Origin of the sequence: Citrobacter sp. wls706 (assembly GCF_005281305.1) — a bacterium.
Classification (GTDB): Bacteria; Pseudomonadota; Gammaproteobacteria; order Enterobacterales; family Enterobacteriaceae; genus Citrobacter; species Citrobacter werkmanii.
In genome coordinates, this window is sequence record NZ_SZXG01000031.1 from 19,669 (window position 1) to 44,443 (window position 24,775).

Genomic DNA, 24,775 nt, shown 5'->3' on the forward strand with positions numbered 1-24,775 from the left:
ATCATCCTCCTTTACATCCGTATCTTTTAGCAAAATTCCTTGATGAACCAGGAATATTATGCTGCTCCATCATATTTTTTATATTGCTTTGAAGATCAGATTTATTGAAATCAGGGTTTTGTTTAAACCAATCTTTCCACTTCTCATTCCAGCCAGCACCATGAATTTCAGAATGCTGAGCATTAGGAATTTTAGAAATCTGCCGATGAATATAATCGGTCGGATTTGATATTCCAGCATTTTTCATTTGAGCCATAAAAACAGGATCATTCATCATTGCCTGAGGAATCAAATGATGATCTCTCATTGAAGCGGGGCCATAACGATCTCGCCAAGTTGGTGTTGTCCTAGACATACCGCCGGCGGTTGTTCCCGTGGTTAACCCTAACGGGTCGATCCAAGTGAGGGGGTTAGGCGCATACTGATATAAGTTTAACCCACCAAGTAGCCCTATCGGATCCGGCGAAACATACTGTCCCGTCTCTGCATCATAGTACCGAAATCGGTTATAGTGCAATCTGGATTCTTCATCCGCATACTGCCCCGCAAAGCGCCACGGACAGTGCGGTGCCGTATCATCATCATTAGCCGCGCTTAGTCCGCCGAAGCGATACTGTTCAGCCTTACCCCACACGCTCAGCTTCTGCGCCCGGACCACTTCGCCGGTTTCCGTCAGCAGTTCTCTCGGGGTGCCCATATGGTCACGGACCACATAGTGTAGTTGCCCGTTTTCATATCTGGCTCCCGGCGTCAGGGCTCCGGGTTCGTACAGCCAGTAGACGCTGCTCTCCACGGCGGCGGTGCCGTCGGCGTAAACCGGCGTTTCCGCCACCAGCAGGTCGCCGCTCCACTGGTAATCGTAACCCGCGATACCCAGCGTGGCTCTTTCCCGGCGCTTGCTGAGCCGGCGGCCAAAGGCGTCGTAGGTATAGTGCCAGCGTTCGCCCTGTGGGGTGATAAGCTGTATCAGTTGCCCCATACCATCCCAGCGGTAGCGCCACCGCTGTGGCCGGAAGCCGTCAGACAGAACCGTTTTTTCCACCAGTCTGCCGCCTTCATCATAGCGGTAGCGGTTGTTTCCCCGTTTGGTGACACGGCCATGTTCCTGCTCCTGCGCCGTAAACTGCATGAGGGCATCCGGAAGGTTGCGGGTCTGACCGTGGTGGCGGATGTTCAGATTAATGTCGTAGCCGAAATGTTCCTGCCGGGGGAGCTGCCGTGTGCCGCCTTCGGCAAGGGTTATCTGGTCGTTAGTGTCATAGCGGTAAGTGGTGGTTCCCCAGCGGTTGTCACTGACCCGGGTGAGGTTCCATGCCCGGTCGTATTCCTGGCGACGCCAGATGTCCATAGGCCAATCCGTGGTGCCGGATTCATGGTGTCCGGCCCACTGTTCCACAATATTGCCGGTGGGGCTGTAGCTTTGCCCGAACTGAAAACCGGCCCCGCTGTGGCGTGTTGTTTCCCGGCCCAGCGCGTCGTGGCTGAATAACAGGGGCAGGTGGTCGTTAATCTGCCAGTGGGTCATCCTGCCCATCACGCCGTGGGTGAACTGCACCGCCACGTCATCCAGTTGCCAGGCAACGGGCCTGCCGCTCAGTGGGTCGTAGCGGTGCGCCACCCGGCGACCGTTAAGGGTTTCAGCAATAACCTGACCGTCGGTGTCGTACTCAAATTCCACCCGTGAATCCGGGGTACAGGCGCTGATAAGGTGAAATTCCGCATCATAACGGAAGTCGGAGGTGGCGATTATCTGCTCCGCTTCCTCCCGCCGTTGCCTTACCTGTCGCTGAAGAAGCCGGTCACCGCTGTCATAATATTCACGGATAATATGGTTGTCAGGATAGTGTGTGGCAGTACGCCGCCCGGCGGCATCGTACTCATAATGCAGCGTCCGGCCACTGAAATCCGTTTCACTGATAAGCTGACCGGCAGCATCCAGGGTGTAAGTCCAGCGTTCTCCGGCGGCATTGATAACCTGCTTCAGCCGGGTGAGGCCGTCATAAATAAAGCGGTAGCACTGCCCGTCAGGACGCGTCAGTGTTTTCAGCAGGCCAAAGCTACCGTACTCATAGTGCGTGGTTTTTCCTTCACCGTCGGTAAAGCTGGCAACCTGTTTTCCGGTACTGTGATCATATTGTTGTTCCACGCCGTCCGGCAGGGTGAGGTGCGTAACACTCCCGGAGAGGCTGGCGTGTTGGTTACTGTGGCGGTAAGTGGTTTTTTGTTGTAACGGATCGCTGACGGTCAGCAGGCGTCCAATTATATCCTGCTCGATCCGGATTTCACCCTGAGCCGGATCTTCAATGCAGTTCAGCCGGTGCAGGGGATCGTAGCCATAATGCCAGGTCTCACCGTCCGGCAGTACCTGCCGTAATACTTCGCCGTGGTCACCGTATTCCCAGTGACGCTGCCGCCCCTGCGGATCGGTCATCTCCCGCAGGCCGCCGTGTTCATCGTAGGTGAACAGCCAGGTTTTATTACCCGGCCCCTGAAAACGGGTCAGATTACCGTGGGCATCATACTCATAGTGCAGCATGATCCCCCCCGGCAATGACAGCCGGGTGATGTCACCGTAGAGGTTATACTGCCATGTGGTGGTTCGCCCCAGCGCGTCGGTCTGAGACTGCCGTTTACTGTGCGCCCATTCCGTTAGTGTTTCCCTTCCCAGAGGGTCTGCCTCACGAACGACCAGGCCGTCATCGTTATACCAGTAGGTTGTGACGCCGCCTTCCGCGTCGTGATAGCGGCTTTTGCGTTCCGCATCGTCGTAGGTAAAACGGTCGTTGAAGTAGCCTTCCGGCGTGCGGGTTTCTGTCACCCGTCCCTGTGCGTCGTAGAACAGATCCACCTGCGTACCGTCGGCATCCCACCAGTGCAGCATCCGGTTTTCCGGACTCCAGGTGTAACCCTTGTGACTGAACTGAAATGTGTCGCATTCTGCCAGCATTCCCCGGTCATCATACTGACAGGTGACCAGTCGCTGGATCTTTCCCTGCGAATGGAGGTCTATTGCGGTAACTCGCCCGTGCAGACTGCTCAGCGTCAGTTCATAGCCGTCGCTGTGCCGGACGCAGGCCAGTTGCCCATGCTGGTAAACGAAGCTGATGGTGTTGCCATAGCCGTCACAGATCGCGGACAGGCGGCGTATTGTCCCGTTGATTTCGCCAAAAATCAGCGTCTGGCGGGCCTGACGGTCAAACACGGTGAGTTGATTGTGAATATCACCGGAGAGCACGTAATGGCCCATGTGACTGTTAACCGCGTTTCTTAATTGTCCGTCGTGGGGCAGGGAGTAGACCAGCGTGACGCCTTCATGATCGGTAAAACGGATAGTTTTTGCGTCCAGCTCCAGAAAACGCGACCATTCGTCCATCCATTTGGGTCCGAACAGACCACAGACCTGTGAACTGGTGCGGTGAAAGCGGGAGAGGCTGAGCGGTAACGTACCGGGGAGTGAGAGCACCGAAAGATGCTGGAGAAAATCGCCGGTAACGATATCGACAGGTTCACCCGGCGTACTACAGTTACGAGTGCACTGGCTATTAGCTTTATTGTTTTTAGGTGTTTCCCCTTGAACAGGAAATTGCCCTCCTGGAGCATTTGGGGTTTTTACGGCGGTACTGGCAGCGGCACCTGCGTCTTCCACTGCGTTTGTGGTTTTTGCAGCAGCGGCGGCGGTTTCTGCCGACCGTGTTGCTGCGCCGGCTTCTTCTACTGCCATTTGGGGGCCATTTCTTGCCAGCAATGCCCCCCCAGCAAAGAACCGATAACCAGTTCACTTCCTTTAACCTGGTCAGTATTCAGCGTTTTCCATGTTTCCGCCGCCTCTCCGCCCACTTGCTGGATAGCTGCATCAGATGCGCCAGGGACCCGACTATAAATATCGCCTGCGTGTAGCATCGCAGCGATAAGCTCACTGTTCATTACTCCGTCAGGTGTATCGTCAGTGACAAAATCAGACACAACATCTTTAATTTTTTGTGTCGCTGCTCTTCTGGACTCCGCTTCCTGAACATAGGACTCGCCGAGCATTTCCAGGAAACCTTTTTCTTTCGCTGTTTCCGGGACAACTGGCGGATTTGCCCCCGTCACCGGAACCTGAGGTATGGCGGGCTGGCCGCAGATAACGCCGGGGGTATTTTTGTTATTCATCCAGCATATATCGCCGTTCCGTAGTATTGGAAAACCACCGGCGGTGACGCTGGCGCTGTGCTCCAGGGGTTCACAGATGCTCCCCACGGTTCCGCTTTTTATGCCGCCGGCAACACCCGGTTCATCTCCTTGTGTCATCGGGGCAAAACTCTGGTCCATTACCACCAGAGGGGTATTGTTTGTCCTGACGGTCGGTACCGGGAGCACGGCCTGTAACAGTTGTGCAGTGACTGGGTAGGGGATCGGGGGCGTGGAGTCTCCGCGTGGCGTTTTACAAACATCCGGACTGAGCGATACCATCGTCCATTGCGGACTCTGGCTGGCAGTGGTGTTTTCGGCCATTATTTTTCTTCCTGAACGGGATTTGTCACGTAACGCGCCTCTATGACGCGTATCGGGGCGTGGGTGCTAATGAGGTATCGCCAGGTGATAGACAGTGTCATTTTGTCTAAATCCAGGATAAGGGTGTCTGCATTCATCCACTGGGGGATCAGGGTTCCGTCCGTCATGCGCAGTAACACTGCTGCTCTGTGTGGTGGGGTTTGAACGGTTATCCGGCCCTTGGGATGCAATCCCTGTAGCTCAAAGCGCAGTCCTGAAGAGGGCCAGGGTATTTGTTGATCCAGTGGCGCACCATTCCAGTAACCAAAATCGAAGTCTCCCGGTAAACCAGGGGGTCGAGAATCCAGCCAGTGTTGATTGTAGGTTCCCGCTTTTCTCAGCCTTGGCTCCCAGCTACGGGCTAAAAATCCCGTTCCGGCAGGTTGAAATTCAGGCGCAGATGGATCCAACCTGCCATCCAGACAGCGTTGAAATTCATTTAGTGTGAAAGGATGGTCCGGATTCATGATCTGTGGAGCGGGGACGCGTGTCAGTCGGGTAGCATCAACGTACCAGCGTTCTGTATATCCTTGTCCCTGTGGATTGGTTACACACACGGTGTGGGCGAGCGGCGGGCTATCAGTCTGTGGGTGTTCGGCTTGTTGACGGGCAGTAAGCTGATTTTTCGCGGGTACATTTCTGGCGGCATCACTCTCTTTCTCGATTCGACACTCCCCGCCAAAGGCATATTGATAATCCAGGGGGAGAGTAGTGAAGGGGGTGGGATCTGAAAGCGACCATTGTCCGGTCAGGGAGTTACGGAGCAGAAATCGCTCACCAATGACATGAAGTCGCTTATCCAGTAAAACTTGCCCCTCTGGAGTAATAAGCTGAATACCGACATCAACATCTGTTGCGGGAATGTCAGCAGGAGCATTGACGGTTGCGTTGAGAATAACGTCACAAAGCGGCTTGAAGGGAGCCAGATCGTTTTCCTGTAAGACTCTGGAAGCGTTGAGTTCACCTTCATACTCATCCGTCAGGCACAGAGGTATGGGGGGATTTATCAGTGGTTGTGCCTGGAAAATGCCTTCGGCGCATTGCTCCAGCGAAAAGCCAACCTTCAATGCAACAACGTGATATGTCTCATCCTGCTGATCGAGCATTCTGTACTGCATCACGGAGAAGGGAGTGAGATTGCGAAATTCCATTTCAGCGCCTCAGTTGATGTCCACTGGCATACCGTTAATTTGGACTGGCCCCTTGGCACTAAAGTCAAAGGCGGTTCCGATGATGGTGATCACTCCGGAAGCATCCATCGTGATGGAGCTGGCCCCGCAGGTGAAAGTAATGGATGTGGTGGAACTCACTGTCAGTGGTCCACCTACGGTGACTGACTTTAACAGCCCAACCTCTTCGGTCTGCGCCAGAGCGACGGTGGTATTCATCTCCCCGACAACGGTTGTCTGATAGGCCCCTCCCACGGTGACTGATTTCAATAACCCAACAGTCTCCCTGCTAGTCAGGCCGGTAAATTCTTTTTTATTTTTCAGCGTGGTGGTTCTCTGATTGCTCAGAACGACCTGCCGTAAATTGTGACCAATCAGTACATTGCGGTCTTTTTTGATTCTGACTTTTTGATCGTTGCCGATATTTTCCGTGTGATCGTGGAGCACCGTCGTACGACGGTCGTGTAATACTTTGGTGTCCATGTCTTTCTGAGCGTGCATGGACAACAACTCATTATCCGTACTATCTTCAAACATCAGTTCGTTATATCCGCTTCCCTGATATGTTTTTGAACGGATAGCCATCTGTGTTTTGGTTCCGGGCAGATCGCCTGGAGAACGGTTAGTCTGGTGGTAGGTTCGTCCCATAATGATGGGCTGATCTGGGTCGCCATTGAGGAAATCAACGATCACTTCCTGCCCGACGCGTGGGATAGCCAGATGACCAAACCCGGCACCGGCCCATGCTTGTGATACCCGTATCCAGCAGGAGCTGTCCTCATTTTTCTGATGATATCTGTCCCAGTGAAATTTCACACGAACCCGACCATGCTCGTCGCAGAAGATTTCTTCTCCTTCAGGACCGGTGACAATTGCGCTTTGCGGGCCATCAACTCTGGGTTTGGGTAAAGGTTGTGACCGCCAGGTTCGATCCGCAGGTATTACAGTAAAATCGTTGGTGAGTGAGGTTCCCTGCCCTTGACTGCCGTGCTGTGCTTGAGGTTGTATACCCGTCAGCGTACTACCCACCACTTGCCACTCTCGGTTAAGGTCGGTTGTTGGGTGTCCTGACAAGGTAAAACGTGTACCAGGCCATAGTTTTGGGGAATTACTGGCACAAGTGGCCGTTTCAGCACTGCTGCGCCAGCCATCCATTTTATAGCGGGCAAAATCTTGACCGTGTTGTTGATCTTTAAAACGGCCCGGATAATCAAACAGTTCGTACTGTGACCTCTGGCCGTTAAGATTGTCGGCTTTATGAGTATAGAGTCCTGGCCAACCAGGGACTTTAAAGGTGTAGTCCTGACTCTGTACTGAAGAGTGTGTGACAGTGGCTTCATAGCGGAACACACTAATGGATTCAGGGGTGACTTCCATTGTTGCGTTTGGGTTAAATAGGAGTGGGGTGGATATGGAGTGCAATCCGGCAAAATTGTCGCATAGGGTCAGCGTCTGATGCGGCCCATTAGCACCTGGAGACAGATTTTCAAAAAAGAAGATTCCTTCCTCAGACCACAATCGTGTCAGAAAAGCGAGATCTGACTCATTATATTGTACGCAGAATTCACGTGGCGGGTGGTTTTCATAAAAGTGAGACTTCCACTCTGTTACGCCATTTTCTCTCAGTAGAATATCGGAGATGGTCTGGATGTCCTGTTGCTGGAAAATACGGAAGTTCTTGCGCAAACTACAGCGCCAAAGTGGAGGGGAAATGGTCAGATGATAATTTGTCTGCCATCCATTATTATTTCCCAGGACCATTGCAGTGACAATGCCGTTGATATAGCGTTGTGGAATATTACCTTGCCAGATAGTCAGAACGACATTTTTTTCCAGAAAATCCGAAGCGACTAGATTTAATTTAGTACTGGAAACATTTACGTCCATCACAAACGGACCAGAGTATTGCTGGTAAAGAGTGAAATCTACCACGGCCAGTGCTGTATCTTCCTGACCATCAATATTTAACGTAAAACGCAGTCCTTTTAATGACATATGACCTCCCTAAGGACGGAGAAATACCCGTATTGTTGATGAGTTACATGATATAGACGATGTAACTCATGAATTAAGGTTCGTTTGATATGGGAGCGATGAATGAGTGATAATAAAAATAGAATATTTTCCGAAGAGAATTACTTGCAACTTTTTTGTGACAATTCTCTTTCTTTTTTAGCTTCCAGTATCAGACGTAAAGTGCGAAGGAATGAAATTATTCTATAAAATGAGTTGCTGTTTATAGTATATCGACATAAATACAAAACAAATAATTGTAAAAAAAATGTATTAAGCTCTCTCATTAACTGATTAAATTCTGAGTTTTGTATAAGTATTGAAAAAATACCAGCCAATGACAATGATATATTAAAAAGATAAAAATAGCGTATAAAGAACAATCCACTGGTATAGCCTCGTCCTAATCCATAAGGTATAAAAGCAACATATATACCTGCAAATGGGATAATGGATAAGCATAATATTGAGCTCACTTCAACGGGAAGGTTAAAGTGATATATTATCGATGTCCATCCCCATGGGGTCGAGGCTGCCAGTAACATAACGATAATCCCTATTGAAAAAGGGTTGGGACGTGAAAGTCTGAGCCATTGAAGATTGAGTGCATTTTCCTGCTCCGGGGTCGATTGTTTGAGTAACGCCGCCCCTCCATCTTTGATCAAGCAGTCCGTTTGTTTTCCTTCGTCAATTAATCGAAGGAACTGTGTGCCCAATAACACTCTCGTTATATTCATTTAATTAATAGTGTCCACGGACTGTAATAATCCAAAAATATATTCACCAGAGGTGCTAATACTTTCCGGGGAATGTATAACACCACTGACCGCACTACCAGAAACCGCCATTGCGCTGGTCATCGCACTAATGAGTTGTTTTATTAACTCTCCGTGAAATCCTTCTGTAGGATATCGTCTGGGATATTTTCCCGCGCGGACCATTGCTTTCATCGCTTTGTTAGATATTCCCGGGTTAAGTTGTTTTATGATAGCTTCAGTCAGACGAACCCTCTCCATTCTGGGATAACGCTTTAACCAGTCGATCACGTTCATTGAAGAGGTTGATTTCATCATTTTGTATGTCATGACCACTTCTTTTAGCGGACCGGCAAGCGAGACCAGTGAAATTAAATCGAGCGCAGTGGAGGTGGCCGTGTACCATCCCTGCCGATCAATCCAGTCAACATTTTGGGCATCGTTAAGTCCTATATCATACAAACGCCATAGGCCATTAGCACACTGCACTGCTGTGGCAATCGTTCCGGCAGTTGCCAATACAGCCAGAGGAGTACTCATTCCGCCCGTAAGCGGTACGGCTGAAAGAGAAGCAGCACATGCGACAGCTGTGAGTATACAGGCTCCGCAGGATAGTGCCGTTGACGCAATTTCTGCTCCAACTGATGGATCTTTTACGGCTTCTTTGACGCTTTTCTCCATCCCTTCACGAGATAAATGCGTGGTTTGAGTCACAATGATATGGGTTATTTGATTCAGTCCCGGAGTGGAGGAGCGTTTTGAGGGGCGAACTAAAAATGAGCGATAACCGTCGTTGTATATAATGCCTGCACCATAAAAATCACGCTGGCAGTCAAGTGCATCAGCCAGTGCGTCGAAATTAAAATCTGTCCCCTGAGTTTGCCCCAGCAAGCGAGACCACTCATATTCAGGCAAATCATTACTTTCAGGATTAAATAAATTAGGCACCTTGCCCTCACATTATCAATTCACTAACTGAATTAGTTGCAATGACCGTACAACGTTACGCTTGTTTTCAGGCACGCTACCGCCGAGGTTTCCGGCGTCTGCCATCTCCCGTATGCAAAACGTAACTCGGTACTGATACTGCTTGTTATGGCTAATGACTTTAAAAACAGCACCCTGCCATGACGGCAGAATGCTGCTGGTTTTGACTTATGCTTCCAGTGGTGCGCGCCAGTCATCAGCCCCTGAAGTACCGGCTGAAACGTGTTCCCACTCAATTTTGCGGTAAGCCAGAGAGACTTTTACCAGTTGAGTGAATTCACGTTTGGTGTCGTCCTGGCAGTGCGGCATGTGACAGTCGATATCCACAATGGTGGAGTCGGTCAGGCGGGTGGTGAAGAAATGTTCCTGCTTACCTTCCACGGAGGTGCGATACCAGTGCAGTTCGGTGGTTGGCAGCATTTCTCCGGAAGCCAGTGCGGTGTACAGCAGTGGAACCGCTTTGTTCAGCGCCACGGTGAAGATAAACGGCTTGTGAGAACGCTGGCCACTGGGCTGACCTGATTGCGGATCGGTCGGGACGGTGACGTTGTGGCTGAATTCCTGCACCAGCATCTCGTCTTCATGGCCCTGAACGTAGATATTGCCGACAGATTCAGCAGTAAATGCGCGATCGGTAATCAGTCCCTGAGTTTGTCCTTTAATTGAGATGTAACACGGTGTTGGCATTTCCTTAACTCCTTTGCATTATTTATATTTATGCTAATTCCCATCAGCACGTTCAATATTTCTTAACAAACACAAAAGCATTGCTCACGCCAATACTTTTGTGTTTGTCCCTGAGTCGCATTCGTTGTGCGGTCGGTAAAAATGATGGTGCTTTTAAATTCATTGTTCATTAGTTCCGCTGCTTCTCTTTTATCTTTCAGCCATAGGTTGTTCTTGAATTAATGTTATTTAATCCATTTTTCTCCTGCGCTATAAAGTCAAAATAACCATTCATTTATTTTTGTGATGTAATCCTTGTTCGTATTTACTCTAATCATTGTAATTAAACTTTTTCTTATATATTCAGTTAAAACATGTGGTTGTATTGTGTTTTTTTTTGTTTGTATTTAATTCTGCATATACCATATCCCAGATGAAATACTTGATTATGTGTCATTCGTCACGTCGGTGTGTATTATGTGTCGAAGATTAGGAAAATTGTTTTAAAATCTCATTCAGGGAGTATGATACTCCCTGATCGATGTTTTTGTCATGGCGGATTTTTATTTCCGTTGCTGGCTATTGTCTTTATGGATAATTCTACCATTAATGGTCTGAATAAATATCTATCATCATTTTATGGAATATATACATGAGCAATCATAATGACGGAAGTATAGCGCCTAAGGAACGTATTAATGTCCGCTATGTTCCAAGGACGGATGGTCAGGCGGCTGAAGTGGAATTACCTCTCAGTCTGCTGGTTACCGGGGATTTACTGGGAAGGCCGGATGACACCCCTCTGGATGAACGCCAGCCAGTCGCTGTTGACCGAAATACATTAAACGCAGTACTGGCCCAGTCTGGCATTGAACGGAACGTTTCCGTGCCGTCGGTGCTTAGTGAAAAGGCTGGCGCGCGTATGGATATCAGCCTGAAAGTCAATTCGATGGCGGATCTCTCGCCGGACAGCATCGCCAGCCAGGTGCCTGAGCTGAAAAAATGCTGGAGCTTCGTGAGGCGCTGGTTGCCCTCAAAGGGCCGATGGGCAATATCCCGGCATTTCGCGCTCAGTTGCAGGCACTTCTGGATAACGAGGAAACCCGCGAACAGCTGATTCAGGAACTGGGGCTGGCCAGCCAGAAATAACTTTGCACAAGGATTTCACTATGTCTTTACAGGAAGAAGTTGCTCCCGTCAGTGACGCGCCAGAGGCAGGAACGTCATTGCTGGACAATATTATGGCACAAAGCCGTTTCCAGCCTGAGTCTGAAAGCTATGGTATTGCCCGTCAGGGCGTGACCGCATTTATCTCGGCCCTGCTGCAGAATGAAGCTGAGTCAGTCGACATTCTGGCGGTTAACGCCATGATTGCGGATATTGACGAGCGGACAAGTCGCCAGATGGATTTGATCCTTCACGACCCGGTGATTCAGGAACTGGAATCACTGCTGCGCTCCCTGAAATTGCTGGTTGAGCGTACCGATCCGCGCGAAAACATTAAAATTTATCTGCTGCACGCCACCAAAGAAGAGTTGCTGGACAACTTCGAGTTCGCCCCGGAAATCACCCAGTCTGGTTTCTATAAGCACGTTTACTCCAGCGGCTACGGCCAGTTCGGTGGTGAGCCGGTTGCAGCCGTTATTGGCAACTATGCGTTTAAAAATAACGCCGCGGATCTCAAATTGCTGAAGTACGTCAGTGCGGTCAGCGCAATGGCGCATGCGCCATTCCTGTCATCCGTTGCGCCGGAGTTTCTCGGTCTGGATTCCTGGACTGAGCTGCCGGGCATTAAAGATGTTGGCGCGATTTTTGAAGGTCCAGCCTATACCAAATGGCGCGCATTGCGCGAGTCAGAAGACTCCCGGTATCTCGGCCTCACTTCCCCACGTTTCCTGCTGCGTCAGCCATACGCGCCGGGCGACAATCCGGTGAAAAGTTTCAATTACCGGGAAAATGTCAGCCGCAGTCATGATGATTATTTGTGGGGGAATACGGCATTCCTGCTGGCTGCCAATATGGCGGACAGCTTTGCGAAGTACCGCTGGTGCCCGAATATCATCGGTCCGCAGAACGGCGGGGCGGTTAAAGATCTGCCGGTTCATCTGTATGACGCGATGGGACAGCTGCAGGCTAAAATTCCGACCGAAGTACTGATCACTGACCGCCGTGAATTTGAGCTGGCGGAAGAGGGGTTCATTACTCTGACCATGCGTAAGGGCAGTGATAACGCTGCCTTTTTCTCGGCTAACTCGGTACAGAAGCCAAAAGTATTCCCCAATACCCCGGAAGGCAAAGAAGCGGAGACCAACTACAAGCTGGGTACCCAGCTACCGTATCTCTTTGTTATCAGCCGCCTGGCGCACTACATCAAAGTTCTGCAGCGCGAACAGATCGGCTCCTGGAAAGAGCGTGGCGATTTGGAGCGCGAACTGAATACCTGGATCCGCCAGTATGTGGCCGATCAGGAAAATCCGCCAGCTGAAGTGCGCAGCCGTAAGCCGCTGCGTCAGGCGAAAATTGAAGTGCTGGATGTGGAAGGTGAACCGGGCTGGTATCAGGTGGCGCTCTCCGTGCGTCCGCATTTCAAATATATGGGCGCCAGTTTTGAACTGTCCCTCGTTGGCCGTCTCGACCGGGATTAATCACCATGACGGAACGGGATATCGGAATGCAGGGAAGTTTGTTTGAGCGGGTGGGGAATGCGGCCAGATCGTCGCGCCGCTTACCGTCGCCAGGGCAGTTGTTACAGTCCATCAGACGCAACCTGGAAAACGTTCTGAATACCCGTTCCGGCAGTTGCTATGGTTCGCCGGAGCTGGGCATTCCTGATCTGAATGATGATGCATTGGTCTCCAGTGATTTCCGTCAGGAAATTGGCCGAGGAATTCGTGACTGCATTCTCCGTTACGAACCCCGACTCTTTGATGTGACGGTAGATGCCGATTCACCGGATGTCAGTGCTCCGCAGGAATTACGTTTTCATATTGTGGCGCAGGTGAGTTTTAACGATGCCAGTGATCTCCTGGAGTTTGAGATCCTGCTGGATAACCGCCAGCGCTACCGGGTGGAGTGACAAAATGGCTTTTGAGGAACGTTACTACCGGGAAGAGCTGGATTATCTGCGCCAGTTAGGCAAGTTGCTGGCAGAGGATAAACCCTATCTGGCCCGTTTTCTGGCGGTAAAGGAAGGCGATCCGGACGTGGAGCGTCTGCTGGAAGCTTTTGCTTTTCTGTCAGGGGGGCTGCGGCAAAAACTGGAAGATGAATTTCCGGAGTTTACCCATGGGATTATCCGGATGCTCTGGCCCAATTACCTGCGTCCGGTTCCATCGATGACGGTGGTTGAATACAGACCCGAAAACAACCTGAAAGCGCCAGTACAGGTTTCACGTGATGAACTGGTCACTACACGCCCAAATAACAACCACTCATCTGGACATAAAGGGGCAATAACAGATGAGGAAGATGCTTTTGTTCCTGTCTGTCATTTTACTCTGGCGCGGGATATGTGGTTGCAGCCGTTGCAACTCCTTGATGTCCGTAACGCCAGTACCTTAAAAGAGGGCATTGTTGATATCGATTTTTACAGGGATACGGGAGTAGCTGCCGGAACGGTAGATTTGAATAAACTCACTTTCTGGCTGGGGAACGACGATGACTATACCCGGCATCAGCTCTATCTGTGGTTCAGTGAACGCCTGATGGATGCGGAATTGATTGCGGGTGAGCGTCGCATTGCGTTACCAGAACTGTGGCTGGGAGCCGCCGGGTTTGAACGTGGTGATGCACTACTGCCGTGGCCTAAAAACGTTCACAACGGCTACCGTGTGCTGCAGGAGTATTTTTGCTACCCGGAAAGCTTTTTTTTCTTTCATCTGCGGGATGTCGCGGCATTACCGGAAGATTTTCCTGCGGGTTCTTTTACATTGCGCCTGCATTTTAATCAGCCGTTGCCGGTGGATATCAAACTGCGCGAGAGTTCATTGCGGCTTTACTGCATACCTGCCGTCAACCTGTTTGTTCACCATGCGGAACCGGTCAGGCCGGATGGAAGTACGCCGCAATATCCGCTGAAAGCCAGCCATCAGCACCCGGATGCTTATGATATTTTCCGGGTTAAATCTGTGGCGGGCCAAAGCGCGGAGACAGATGAGCTCTCTGTAAAAGGGAAGAAAACCCGGTCCTGGCCAGAGTTTGAAAGTTTCAATCACCAGCTTGAATACAGCCGCCAGCGTGAGGTGGTGTACTGGCACCACCGGACAAAAACGTCCCTGTTTCATCGTGGCCTTGAGCATGCCATCGCCTTTGTTCACGCCGATGGTAGGCTGCCTGAGCCGTCCATGCTGGAGGGCGAGGTCATTACTGCTTCGCTGGTCTGTACTAACAGGATGCTGCCTGCGGAGCTGCACACTGGCGATATCTGCGTGGCTGTGGGGAAAAACCCGGCCGTAGCCAGCTTCAGCAATGTCACGCGCCCGACGCGGCCATTGTACCCGGTCACGGATGGCGATATGCACTGGTCACTGATTTCCAGTATGAACCTGAATTATCTCTCTCTCCTGGACCGTGATGCGCTGGTACAGATCCTGCGTACTTTCGATTTACCCGGCATCCATCATCCACAGCAGGCCCGGTTGTCACAGCAAAAACTGGACGCAATTGAGAAAATGGAAACTAAACCGGTGGATCGGTTGTTCAAAGGCGTTCCGGTAAGGGGGCTTGCGACCTCGTTGTGGATCAATCCGGCACCCTTTATCTGCGAGGGTGAGGTTTATCTGTTAGGTGTCGTGCTGTCTGAGTTCTTTGCCCTGTACGCCAGCATCAATTCATTCCACTGCCTGAAAATTATCAATACAGAAAGTCAGGAGGTCTGGGAATGGAAGAGCAGCGGCCAGCATGCCCTGATGTGATATTTCCGGCAGATGTGCGCGGCATCAATTTCTATACCCTGCTGGAGTCGCTCTATCGACGCTACGGTGAACCGGGCAGTGAACCTTCTCTGCGTACCGAGCCGAAAGATGAGGTGGTGCTGTTTAAATCTGATGCCAGCATTGCGTTCCCTGGTAGTGATTTAACATCGCTCACGCGCAGAGATAACGGGCAGTTCACGCTGACCTCAACATTTCTCGGCTTTTCCGGCAGCCAGTCGCCGCTTCCGGGTTATTACCTCGACCGGATGGCGCAGGAGTCCGCACAGAACGAAGAAGGGCTGAAAGATTTTCTGGATCTGTTCAGCCATCGCTGGACGCAGTTTGCTTATCACGCCTGGCGTAAGTACCGCTACTACATCTGTTTTCGCAATGGCGGGACGGATGTCTTTTCACAGCGTATGTATTCCCTTGTCGGGCTGGGTAACCGCAGTGCACGCGACAGGCTCGCCATCAACCACAGCAAAATGCTGGCCTATGCCGGAATACTGGCGACGCCGGGGCGTTCGCCGGATGTGGTATGTAATCTGGTATCCCACTGTTTTGATTTGCCGGATGTCACGATTGAGAGCTGGCAACTGCGCAAAGTGGCGATCGAGCCGTCAGAGCAGAACCGGGTGGGGGTACGTAATCCGAAGATACGAACCGACGGACATGTCGCCGGACGCTCTGTGCTGGGCGTCAATTTCACACTCGGCGCGCGGGTACCGGATCGCAGCGGTAAATTCCTGCTGCGGATTAACGGCCTGGATATTGCGCGTTACCTGTCGTTTTTACCGGATGGGGATGATCATCAGGCGCTGAAAATGTTTATTTCGTTTCTGTTGCGTGACCAGCTTGCCTGGGATCTGCAATTGGGTCTGGCACCGGAGCAGGCCAGAAGGATGCGGCTGGGGGATAAATCGTGTTCCCGTCTGGGACGGACCAGTTTTATTGGCCAGCCGGTGGCTTCGCCTTCCGTCACTCTCCACATCAGGGAATAAATTACATGGAGTCATATATGGCTGAGGAAAAATCACAGTCTTCCACACTGTCGCTGACGCTTCAGGTAATGAACGGCAATGAACTGGAAAGCGGTCGCGCCGCAAAATGCCTGTTTTCCGGTGACGGCGGCGAGATAGGCCATGCGGAAGGGTGCCACTGGCCGGTACAGGATCGGGCCGGTTCGGTTGCCGGGCGCGCCTGCGCCATTGTGCTGCATGACGGCGCTTTCTGCCTGCGCAGCCTGATGCCGGGGCTGATGATAAACCTGGCGCCAGTGGCCTCCGACGCTGGGCTGGTACGTCTGCGTCAGGGGGATGAAATCAGTCTGGGCGCGCTGGCATTAAAAGTCTTTCTGCACGAAGGCAAACGCATCAGCTATGACGAGCAGATGGCGACGCCGGAAAGCATTGTGACGCAGCGTGACGGTCTGGTGGAGGCGCTGATTTCTACCGACGGCCAGCCGGAATATCCGGGGCTGCAGCAGCGTCACCAGCTGACGTCCACGGTGGTCAACAGCTTTTCCTCCGACCCTTTACAGGTGTTAGAGAGTGAAAGTCTGACCGCCGCACCGGCGACTTACGGGCAGCGGACCGTGCCGTTGTCGGATCTGCAGGCCAATGGTGGACTGGACACCTCTTTTATGGATCTGCCCCCGGTATATGCGGACCCGCGTGATGAAGATGAGTTTACTGCGGCGCAAACGGCGCAGAAACATCTGGCGGTAACGCCGCTGCTGCGTGGGCTGGGCAGTTCGCTCAGCGTGCACAATTCGCAGGACGCCGACGCCTTTCTGGAAGAGAGCGGACGCGCCCTGCAGGCCGCGATTCAGGGACTGCTGGATTTACAGCACAGCCAGAACAGTCTGTCGGACAAACACCTGCGCCCGCTGGAAGATAACCCGCTGCGCCTGAATCTTGACTACGCCACGGCGCTGGAAGTGATGTTCGCCGAAGGCAAAAGTCCGGTGCATCTGGCGGCACCTGCCGCCATTCGCGAGAGCCTGCGTAACGTCCGCCACCACGAAGAGGCCAACCGGGCGGCGATAGCCGAAGCGCTGCGGGTGATGCTGGAGGCCTTCTCGCCGCAGAGCCTGCTGCGCCGCTTTGTGCAGTATCGCCGCAGCCATGAGCTGCGCCGGGAGCTGGACGATGCCGGGGCATGGGAAATGTACCGCCACTATTACGCCGAACTGGCTTCGGACAGGCAGCAGGGATTCGCCATGCTGTTTAACGAGGTCTATGCCCAGGTGTATGACCGGGTATTGCGTGAGAAGCAGCGGGAACCGGAAGCATGAGACGCTTTTTTGTCATGCTGATGCTGGCGCTCAGCGTCAGTGGCTGCACGATGACCAAAAAGATCGGCCAGGTGATTGCCGATCCCGGTATTCAGGTTGGCGATCTGAAACAGCAGTCTTCTGCGGTCACCCTCACGCTGCTGACCGAGCCGGACAGCAACCTGAACGGCGAGGGCGAGCCTGCCCCGGTTGATGTGCAACTGGTGTACCTGACCGATGACTCAAAATTTCAGGCGGCGGATTACGACCTGATGGCCTCCACGCCACTGCCGGAAGCGCTGGGGAAAAACTATCTCGACCACCAGGATTTTACCCTGCTGCCGGACACGCTCAAAACGCTGCCTGACGTGAGTCTGGATGCAAAAACACAGTTTATTGGCATCGTCGCCTATTTCTCCGACGACCAGGCCAGCGAATGGAAGCAAATCGTGCCGGTGGAAGGAACCGGGCATCACTACCGCCTGCTGGTGCACGTACGCCAGAACAGTATTGAAATGAAGACCGAGGACAAATAACGATGGCCACAATGAAAAACCGGGTGCTCTGGCAGGAAGGGATGTTTGCGCTGCCCCAGCACTTTCAGCAGCAGCAGCGCCATAACGACGCGATGCTGTGCGAGCGGCTGGATGCGCTGGGTGATTTTGCCTGGGGATTTACCGGGCTGTCACTGAATACTGAACTGCTGGCGCAGGGCAAGGTGATGATCGACCGGGCGGCGGGCTGTCTGCCGGACGGCACCGTGTTCCGCATTCCTGAACAGGATCTGCTGCCGCTGCCGTATCAGCCACGGGAACTCACCACACCGGAAAGCCAAGATATTTATCTGGCGCTGCCGGTCGCCACCCATACCATCAGCGAAGTACAGGGCATTCGCAGCGCGGGGCAGAGTTCGGAGCGATACAGCGTGGTGCACACCGATGTCCGCGACGTACACAGCAATGACGGCGATATGCAGTCGCTGACGCTGGGCCAGCTGGGGCCGAAAATCGTCAGTGGCGCAGAGGATCTCAGCGCGATGGTGGTGCTGCCGCTGTGCCGTATCCGCAGTTTTCAGGCCGGTGGCGCGCTGGTACTGGATGACGATTTCATCCCGACCTGCCAGACGCTGCGCGTCAGCCCGGTTCTGAACCGCTTTGTCGGTGACGTGCAGGGGCTGATCGCCACCCGCGCCGCCGATCTGGCGAAGCGTATCGGCTCGCCGGAGCAGAGCGGGATCGCGGACGTTGCCGAGTTTATGATGCTGCAGATGCTTAACCGCTGGCAGATGCATTTTTCGCACCGGGCGCGTCTGCATACCCTGCATCCGGAAACCTTTTATCTGGATCTGGTCAGTCTGCTGGGCGAGCTGATGACCTTTACCGAAAACAGCCGTCTTCCCTGCACCGTTGAACCTTATGACCATCGCGATTTGACGCAGTCTTTTAAAACGGTGATCCCGGAGCTGCGTCGGGCCCTCAATATTGTCCTGCAACCCCGTGCGCAGAACCTGCCGCTGATCTTTACCGAAGGCGTCTATCTGGCCACGGTCAACGATCCGGGTCTGTTGCAGTCCGGTGTCTTTGTGCTGGCGGTTCGCGCCCGGATGCCGCATGCCCAGCTAATCCTCCAGTTTACCCAGCAGTCGAAAATCGCCGCCACCGACAAAATCCGCAATATGGTCAGCGTGCAGGTGCCGGGCATTCCCCTGCGCGCGCTGCCGGCGGCCCCCCGTCAGTTGCCGTACCACGATGGCTATGTCTACTTTGAGCTGGAGAAAGGCAGCTCCGCCTGGCAGGACGTGGTGAAGGCGGGCGCGCTGGCGATGCATATTTCCGGGACCTTCCCGGAGCTGGATATGCAACTGTGGGCGATAAGAGGATAAGACGATGAGCGAATTCGTCCTGCCGTCTGAACCGGACTCCGGTCGCCAGTATCGCCTGGCGCTGCGCGGCAACAGCCTGAATCCGATGATCGATGCCGCCACGCCGCTGCTGGGCATGGTGATGCGTCTGTCGGGGATGAACAGCCTGAATATGCCGGAACACCTGTTTGCGCAGGTGGTGACCGACGTGCAGGCGGTGGAGCAACTGCTACAGGAGCAGGGCTATGAGCCGGGCGTGATTGTGTCGTTTCGTTACATCCTCTGCACCTTTATTGATGAGGCGGCGCTCGGCAACGGCTGGTCAAACAAAAACGAGTGGATCAGGCAGTCGCTGCTGGTCCATTTCCACAACGAGGCCTGGGGCGGGGAAAAGGTGTTTATTCTGCTGGAACGCCTGATGCGTGAACCAAAACGCTACCAGGATCTGCTGGAGTTTTTATACCTCTGCTTTTCACTCGGTTTTCGCGGGCGCTACAAAGTGGCGCAGCAGAGTCAGGACGAGTTTGAACAGATATACCGCCGCCTGCACCACGTGCTGCGTCCGCTTCGCGGCGATGCGCCGTTTCCGCTGCTACACCAGAATCAGGTCGCGCAGGGGGGACGCTACCGGCTGATAAAACGCCTGACCGTCAGACACCTTCTGCTGGGCGGCATGGTTGTGCTCGCCCTGGTGTATCTGTTTTATCTGCTGCGCCTTGACGGCCAGACGCAGGACATTCTTCACCAGTTAAACCGGCTGCTTGCCAGGTAAGGACACCCATGATTCAGATTGATATCTCCACGCTGGTTAAACGGCTGAACCCGTTCTCCCGTCAGGCGCTGGAAATGGCCGCCACGGCCTGTATGAGCCAGCAGGCCACCGAAATCACCGTCAGCCATGTGCTGACCCAGATGCTGGCCATTCCGCGCTGCGACCTGCGGGTGATTATGGAAAGGGCAGAGATAAGCGTGGATGAGCTGGGACAGGCGCTGACGGTGGAGCATTACGCCACCATGCGCCATACCGACAGCTATCCGGTATTCTCGCCGCTGCTGGTTGAATGGCTGCGCGATGGCTGGCTGCTGGCCTCGGCGGAAATGCAGTCCAGCGAGCTGCGCGGCGGTATCCTGCTGCTGGCACTGCTGCATTCTGCGTCGCGCTATGTGCCGCCTGCCGCAGCCCGGTTGCTGACCGGGATTAACCGCGACCGGTTACGCCAGGATTTTGCCGACTGGACGCGGGAGTCGGCGGAGTCGGTCATGCTGAATGCGGATAAATCGGCTCCCACGGCAGTGCGTTCAGAAGAGAGTCTCCTTGCCCGTTACGCCAAAAACATGACTGAAGATGCCCGTCAGGGACGGCTCGACCCGGTGCTGTGCCGGGACAGAGAAATCGACCTGATGATCGATATTCTCTGCCGCCGTCGCAAGAACAACCCGGTGGTGGTGGGAGAGGCGGGGGTGGGCAAAAGCGCGCTGATCGAAGGGCTGGCGCTGCGTATTGTCGCCGGTCAGGTGCCGGACAAACTGAAAAATACCGATGTCATGACGCTGGATCTGGGGGCGTTGCAGGCGGGTGCTTCCGTTAAGGGCGAGTTTGAGAAGCGTTTTAAGGGGCTGATGGCGGAAGTGATTCAGTCGCCGGTCCCCGTCATTCTGTTTATCGACGAGGCTCACACGCTGATTGGCGCGGGCAACCAGCAGGGCGGGCTGGATATCTCCAACCTGCTGAAACCGGCGCTGGCGCGCGGCGAGCTGAAAACCATTGCTGCCACGACCTGGAGCGAATACAAAAAATACTTCGAGAAAGATGCTGCCCTGTCGCGCCGCTTCCAGTTAGTGAAGGTGAGCGAACCGACAGCGGCAGAAGCGACCATTATTCTGCGCGGGCTGGCGGCGGTGTACGAGCAGGCGCACGGTGTGCTGATTGACGACGACGCGCTGCAGGCGGCTGCCACGTTAAGCGAGCGCTATCTCTCCGGGTGTCAGCTGCCGGATAAAGCTATCGACGTACTGGATACCGCCTGCGCCCGCGTGGCAATCAATCTGTCCTCGCCGCCAAAACAAATCTCAGCGCTGACCACCCTGTGCCAGCAGTGCGAGGCGGAGATTCGCCAGCTTGAACGGGAAATCCGCATCGGTCTGCGTCCGGACGGTGGCAGGCGAGATGAGGTTCACACGCAGTATGAAACGGCGCAGGCAGAGCTTCAGGCGCTGGATGCCGCGTGGCATCAGCAGCAGGTGCTGGTACAGGAGATTATCGCCCTGCGTCAGACATTACTGACGGAAGCAGAGGCGCAGGATGAGGACGATGCGGCAAACGACGACGTGCTACCGCAGGCTGATACCGTACCGGAAGAGACAACCGCGGCTGCGGAACGCCTGGCGTCCCTGAGCGCTGAGCTGGATTCGCTGCACCATACGCAGCTGCTGGTATCACCGCATGTGGACAAAAAACAAATCGCGGCGGTCATTGCCGAATGGACCGGCGTCCCGCTCAATCGCCTGTCGCAGAATGAAATGTCGGTCATTACCGATCTGCCGCAGTGGCTGGGCGAGACCATTAAAGGCCAGGACCTGGCGATTCAGCATCTGCATAAACACCTGCTGACGGCGCGGGCCGATCTGCGTCGTCCGGGGCGTCCGCTCGGCGCGTTTCTGCTGGCCGGTCCCAGCGGTGTGGGTAAAACAGAAACCGTGCTGCAGCTGGCAGAGCTGCTCTACGGCGGGCGTCAGTACCTCACCACCATCAATATGTCAGAGTTCCAGGAGAAACACACCGTCTCGCGCCTGATTGGCTCACCGCCGGGCTATGTCGGCTACGGCGAGGGCGGCGTGCTGACCGAAGCGATCCGCCAGAAACCCTATTCCGTGGTGCTGCTGGATGAGGTGGAGAAAGCGCACCCTGACGTGCTCAACCTGTTCTATCAGGCTTTCGACAAAGGCGAGATGGCTGACGGCGAAGGGCGACTGATCGACTGTAAAAACATCGTTTTCTTCCTGACCTCCAACCTCGGTTATCAGGTGATTGTCGAACATGCGGATAATCCGGAGGTCATGCAGGAGGCCCTGTATCCGGTGCTGGCGGACTTCTTTAAACCGGCGCTGCTGGCGCGAATGGAAGTGGTGCCCTATCTGCCACTGTCACGCGAAACGCTGACTACCATTATTGCCGGAAAACTCGCCCGTCTGGATAACGTGCTGCGCACCCGCTTCGGCGCAGAGGTGGAGATTACACCGGGTGTGACCGATGAAATTATGCAGCGCGTTACCCGCGCCGAAAACGGGGCGCGCATGCTGGAGTCGGTTATTGACGGCGATATGCTGCCGCCGCTCTCGTTGCTGCTGTTGCAGAAGATGGCGGCGAATACCGCTGTCGCCCGTATCACGCTGGATGTGCAGGACGGTGTGTTTACTGCCGACGTGGAGGAGGCGGCAACAGAGGAAGAATGCACGGTATGAGACCTTCTGCCTGCTGGCTGCTGCCCCTGTTGCTGACTGTTTCACCGGTGTATGCCAGTGAGACGGCGGATGCGCAGACCACGCTTAACGCAATGTCGGCCTGTCGGAAACAGCCTGCCGCCCTGGAGCGTCTGGACTGCTATGACCGCATTATGTCACCGCAGCCTGACACCGGCTTTGCCGGGGCGCTGGTGAAGGCGCGCTATGACGGCGAGGCGCGCAAAAGAGCCTTTGAGCAGGAGGCGCAGCGCGCGGATAACTCCACGGCGCTGCTGCTGACCCGTACCGAAGGTGAGCGTCCGGCGGTGATTATCACCACGCCTGCTATCGGCAGCCTGCCGCCGCGCCCGGTGCTGATGTTCAGCTGTGTCGACAATATCACCCGGATGCAGGTGGCGCTCGCATCACCCCGGCAGGATAGCGATATTTCGGTGACGTTGAAAACAGACAACGGGCTGTTACGTTCGCACTGGTTTGTCCGTGAAAACGGCTATCTGCTGGAGGCCAGCCGGGGGCTGGCGGGAATTGACGAGATTAAACAGTTGTTCGACGCAAAAACGTTAACCCTGGAAACCGGGAACGGAAGCTCCGGACAACTGACCTTTAACATTGACGGACTGGCGCAGACTCTCGCGCCGCTGCGTGAAGCCTGCCACTGGGCGGGGGAATAACGATATGGATATACATAACCCGGACGTCTGGCTGGCGCATCTGCTGGAAGCGCTGCCGGAAGAAAAACTGGCCAGTAAACTCAGCGATGAAAACCCGCAGTGGGAATATATCGACGGCGAAATTGTCAAGCTGGGTTCGCTAAACCACGCGCAGCTTGATGTCCCGGAACTCCAGCGGCAGGGGCTGCAGCTTCTGGCCTCGGAGAGTAAGGATTTTCGCCTGGTGTCACACCTGCTGCGCACCCTGCAACATGCGGGTAACCCGCTACTTGCGCTCAGCGTACTGACACAATACGTCACCCATTACTGGACCATTGCCTGGCCGCAGAGCGCCGCGAATAAGAAACGCTTTGCCGACCAGATCCTGAAACGTTTTGAACCCGGCATGGGGGGATTTGCTGCCACATCCGCCCCGGAGCAGCGTGATGCTCTGCTGGGGGAACTGGCAAAGCTGGCGCAGTGCTGGCAGTCGTGCGGAATGCCGGAACTGGCGTCTGCCACCGATGACCTGTTCGCGCAGTACCAGCGGACGTTTCGTGACAGCTCTCCAGTAGCCGCTCCGCCGGTACTACCTACCGTTGGTGCAACGATCCCTGAAGTCGTGCCAGTCACGGCAGCACCTGCGCCGGTGGTGAACATCGACAGCCATGACGATAAAGCCTGGCGTGACACGCTGCTGAAGGTGGCTGGCATTATCTGCGAACGTCAGCCTGCATCGCCGCAGGGATACCGCCTGCGCCGTCACGCTCTGTGGCAGAACATTACCTCTGCCCCGCAGTCGGAGAGCGACGGTCGCACGCCGCTGGCGGCGGTCTCTGCCGATATGGTCGCTGACTACCAGGCTCGTCTTGCCCGTGCGGATATGACGCTCTGGCAGCAGGTTGAGCAGAGCCTGCTGCTGGCGCCCTACTGGCTGGACGGCCATCACCTTTCGGCGCAGATAGCGCAGCAGCTCGGCTACACCGACGTGGCGCAGGCGGTGCGTGATGAGGTTCGTCGTTTTGTGGCGCGTCTGCCTGCGCTTGCTTCCCTGCTGTTTAACGACCGTTCGCCGTTTATCAGCGACGCTACCCGGCAGTGGCTGGCCGATGAGCCGCAGAAACCTGCCGCCGTTGCGGTTGCCACGGATGATATGACGCAGCAGGTCTGGCAGTGCTGGCAGGAGCAGGGGCTGGAGGCGGCGCTGGCGCTGGCTGAAAAGCAGCCCGGTAATACGCCGCGCGCGCAGTTTTATCGCCAGTATCTGACGGCGCAACTGCAGGAAGCCGCTGGCATGACGCAGCTTGCACAATACCATTACCGGATGCTGTTTAAGGCTGGACTGCACACGATGCTGTCTGACTGGGAACCGGCGTTGCTGGAACAACTCGAAACGAAACTCGCGACGGAAACGACGAGCGAATAAAACAGGAGCGTTTTGTGTTCAGAATACCGACTCCCCGTATTTCCCCGCTGTTCAGCGGGCTGGCG

Annotated in this window: 18 protein-coding genes and 1 pseudogene; 12 read left to right on the forward strand and 7 right to left on the reverse strand. The window is 54.2% G+C overall.

The window, feature by feature from the left end; all coding sequences use genetic code 11:
* Position 1: 1 nt before the first annotated feature.
* The 7 genes from FDW92_RS10675 to FDW92_RS10705 all read right to left on the reverse strand — a co-directional run bounded on the left by FDW92_RS10675 (position 2) and on the right by FDW92_RS10705 (position 10,144).
* The gene (locus FDW92_RS10675) at positions 2-3,721 is read right to left on the reverse strand and encodes an RHS repeat-associated core domain-containing protein (RefSeq protein WP_137400618.1); all 3,720 of its coding nucleotides are present in this window, start codon (positions 3,719-3,721) and stop codon (positions 2-4) included.
* Positions 3,712-4,494: a DUF4150 domain-containing protein gene (locus FDW92_RS10680; protein WP_137400619.1), complete on the reverse strand. Its 783-nt coding sequence runs from the start codon at positions 4,492-4,494 to the stop codon at positions 3,712-3,714. Before FDW92_RS10680 ends, FDW92_RS10675 begins: the two co-directional genes overlap by 10 nt.
* Complete coding sequence (locus tag FDW92_RS10685; protein ID WP_042309298.1) at positions 4,494-5,684, reverse strand: DUF2169 domain-containing protein; 1,191 nt, start codon at positions 5,682-5,684, stop codon at positions 4,494-4,496. The genes FDW92_RS10680 and FDW92_RS10685 overlap by 1 nt, the downstream gene beginning before the upstream one ends.
* Positions 5,685-5,693: 9 nt before the next feature.
* On the reverse strand, positions 5,694-7,697 hold the full coding sequence (tssI, locus tag FDW92_RS10690) for a type VI secretion system tip protein TssI/VgrG (protein WP_042309296.1): 2,004 nt from the start codon (positions 7,695-7,697) through the stop codon (positions 5,694-5,696).
* A 140-nt stretch (positions 7,698-7,837) separates the two neighbouring features.
* Positions 7,838-8,452: a hypothetical protein gene (locus tag FDW92_RS10695; RefSeq protein ID WP_137400620.1), complete on the reverse strand. Its 615-nt coding sequence runs from the start codon at positions 8,450-8,452 to the stop codon at positions 7,838-7,840.
* The gene (locus tag FDW92_RS10700; RefSeq protein WP_042309294.1) at positions 8,453-9,418 is read right to left on the reverse strand and encodes a hypothetical protein; all 966 of its coding nucleotides are present in this window, start codon (positions 9,416-9,418) and stop codon (positions 8,453-8,455) included. It abuts the gene before it with no gap.
* A gap of 207 nt (positions 9,419-9,625) precedes the next feature.
* The gene (locus FDW92_RS10705; RefSeq protein ID WP_137400621.1) at positions 9,626-10,144 is read right to left on the reverse strand and encodes an Hcp family type VI secretion system effector; all 519 of its coding nucleotides are present in this window, start codon (positions 10,142-10,144) and stop codon (positions 9,626-9,628) included.
* A gap of 631 nt (positions 10,145-10,775) precedes the next feature.
* Here FDW92_RS10705 and tssB point away from each other — a divergent pair.
* The 12 genes and pseudogenes from tssB (at position 10,776) to tssA (ending at position 24,710) form a co-directional block, all read left to right on the forward strand.
* Positions 10,776-11,272: pseudogene (gene tssB, locus FDW92_RS10710) on the forward strand (type VI secretion system contractile sheath small subunit).
* 20 nt (positions 11,273-11,292) lie between these two features.
* Entirely contained in the window at positions 11,293-12,768 is a 1,476-nt protein-coding gene (gene tssC / locus FDW92_RS10715; protein ID WP_042309287.1) for a type VI secretion system contractile sheath large subunit, read from the forward strand.
* A gap of 5 nt (positions 12,769-12,773) precedes the next feature.
* Positions 12,774-13,199 carry a type VI secretion system baseplate subunit TssE gene (gene tssE, locus FDW92_RS10720; RefSeq protein ID WP_052511188.1) on the forward strand — a complete coding sequence of 142 codons (426 nt, stop codon included), beginning with the start codon at positions 12,774-12,776 and terminating at the stop codon, positions 13,197-13,199.
* Positions 13,200-13,203: 4 nt separating this feature from the next.
* The gene (gene tssF, locus FDW92_RS10725; RefSeq protein WP_137400622.1) at positions 13,204-15,036 is read left to right on the forward strand and encodes a type VI secretion system baseplate subunit TssF; all 1,833 of its coding nucleotides are present in this window, start codon (positions 13,204-13,206) and stop codon (positions 15,034-15,036) included.
* The gene (tssG, locus tag FDW92_RS10730; RefSeq protein WP_042309283.1) at positions 15,003-16,037 is read left to right on the forward strand and encodes a type VI secretion system baseplate subunit TssG; all 1,035 of its coding nucleotides are present in this window, start codon (positions 15,003-15,005) and stop codon (positions 16,035-16,037) included. Before tssF ends, tssG begins: the two co-directional genes overlap by 34 nt.
* 17 nt (positions 16,038-16,054) lie before the next feature.
* Positions 16,055-17,332: a type VI secretion system-associated FHA domain protein TagH gene (gene tagH / locus FDW92_RS10735; protein WP_079224710.1), complete on the forward strand. Its 1,278-nt coding sequence runs from the start codon at positions 16,055-16,057 to the stop codon at positions 17,330-17,332.
* Positions 17,329-17,847: a type VI secretion system lipoprotein TssJ gene (gene tssJ, locus FDW92_RS10740; RefSeq protein WP_042309280.1), complete on the forward strand. Its 519-nt coding sequence runs from the start codon at positions 17,329-17,331 to the stop codon at positions 17,845-17,847. The genes tagH and tssJ overlap by 4 nt, the downstream gene beginning before the upstream one ends.
* Positions 17,848-17,849: 2 nt before the next feature.
* The gene (gene tssK, locus FDW92_RS10745; protein WP_042309277.1) at positions 17,850-19,193 is read left to right on the forward strand and encodes a type VI secretion system baseplate subunit TssK; all 1,344 of its coding nucleotides are present in this window, start codon (positions 17,850-17,852) and stop codon (positions 19,191-19,193) included.
* 4 nt (positions 19,194-19,197) lie between these two features.
* Entirely contained in the window at positions 19,198-19,944 is a 747-nt protein-coding gene (gene icmH, locus FDW92_RS10750; RefSeq protein WP_039591374.1) for a type IVB secretion system protein IcmH/DotU, read from the forward strand.
* Positions 19,945-19,952: 8 nt separating this feature from the next.
* Positions 19,953-22,634 (forward strand): type VI secretion system ATPase TssH, encoded by a 2,682-nt coding sequence (tssH, locus tag FDW92_RS10755; protein WP_042309273.1) that lies wholly within the window; start codon positions 19,953-19,955, stop codon positions 22,632-22,634.
* Positions 22,631-23,305, forward strand: coding sequence for a type VI secretion system-associated protein VasI (gene vasI, locus FDW92_RS10760; protein WP_227255147.1), 675 nt, complete (start codon positions 22,631-22,633; stop codon positions 23,303-23,305). Before tssH ends, vasI begins: the two co-directional genes overlap by 4 nt.
* A 4-nt stretch (positions 23,306-23,309) precedes the next feature.
* A complete protein-coding gene (gene tssA, locus FDW92_RS10765) occupies positions 23,310-24,710 on the forward strand; it encodes a type VI secretion system protein TssA (RefSeq protein ID WP_137400623.1) in 1,401 nt (466 codons plus the stop codon).
* The last annotated feature ends 65 nt before the right edge of the window (positions 24,711-24,775 follow it).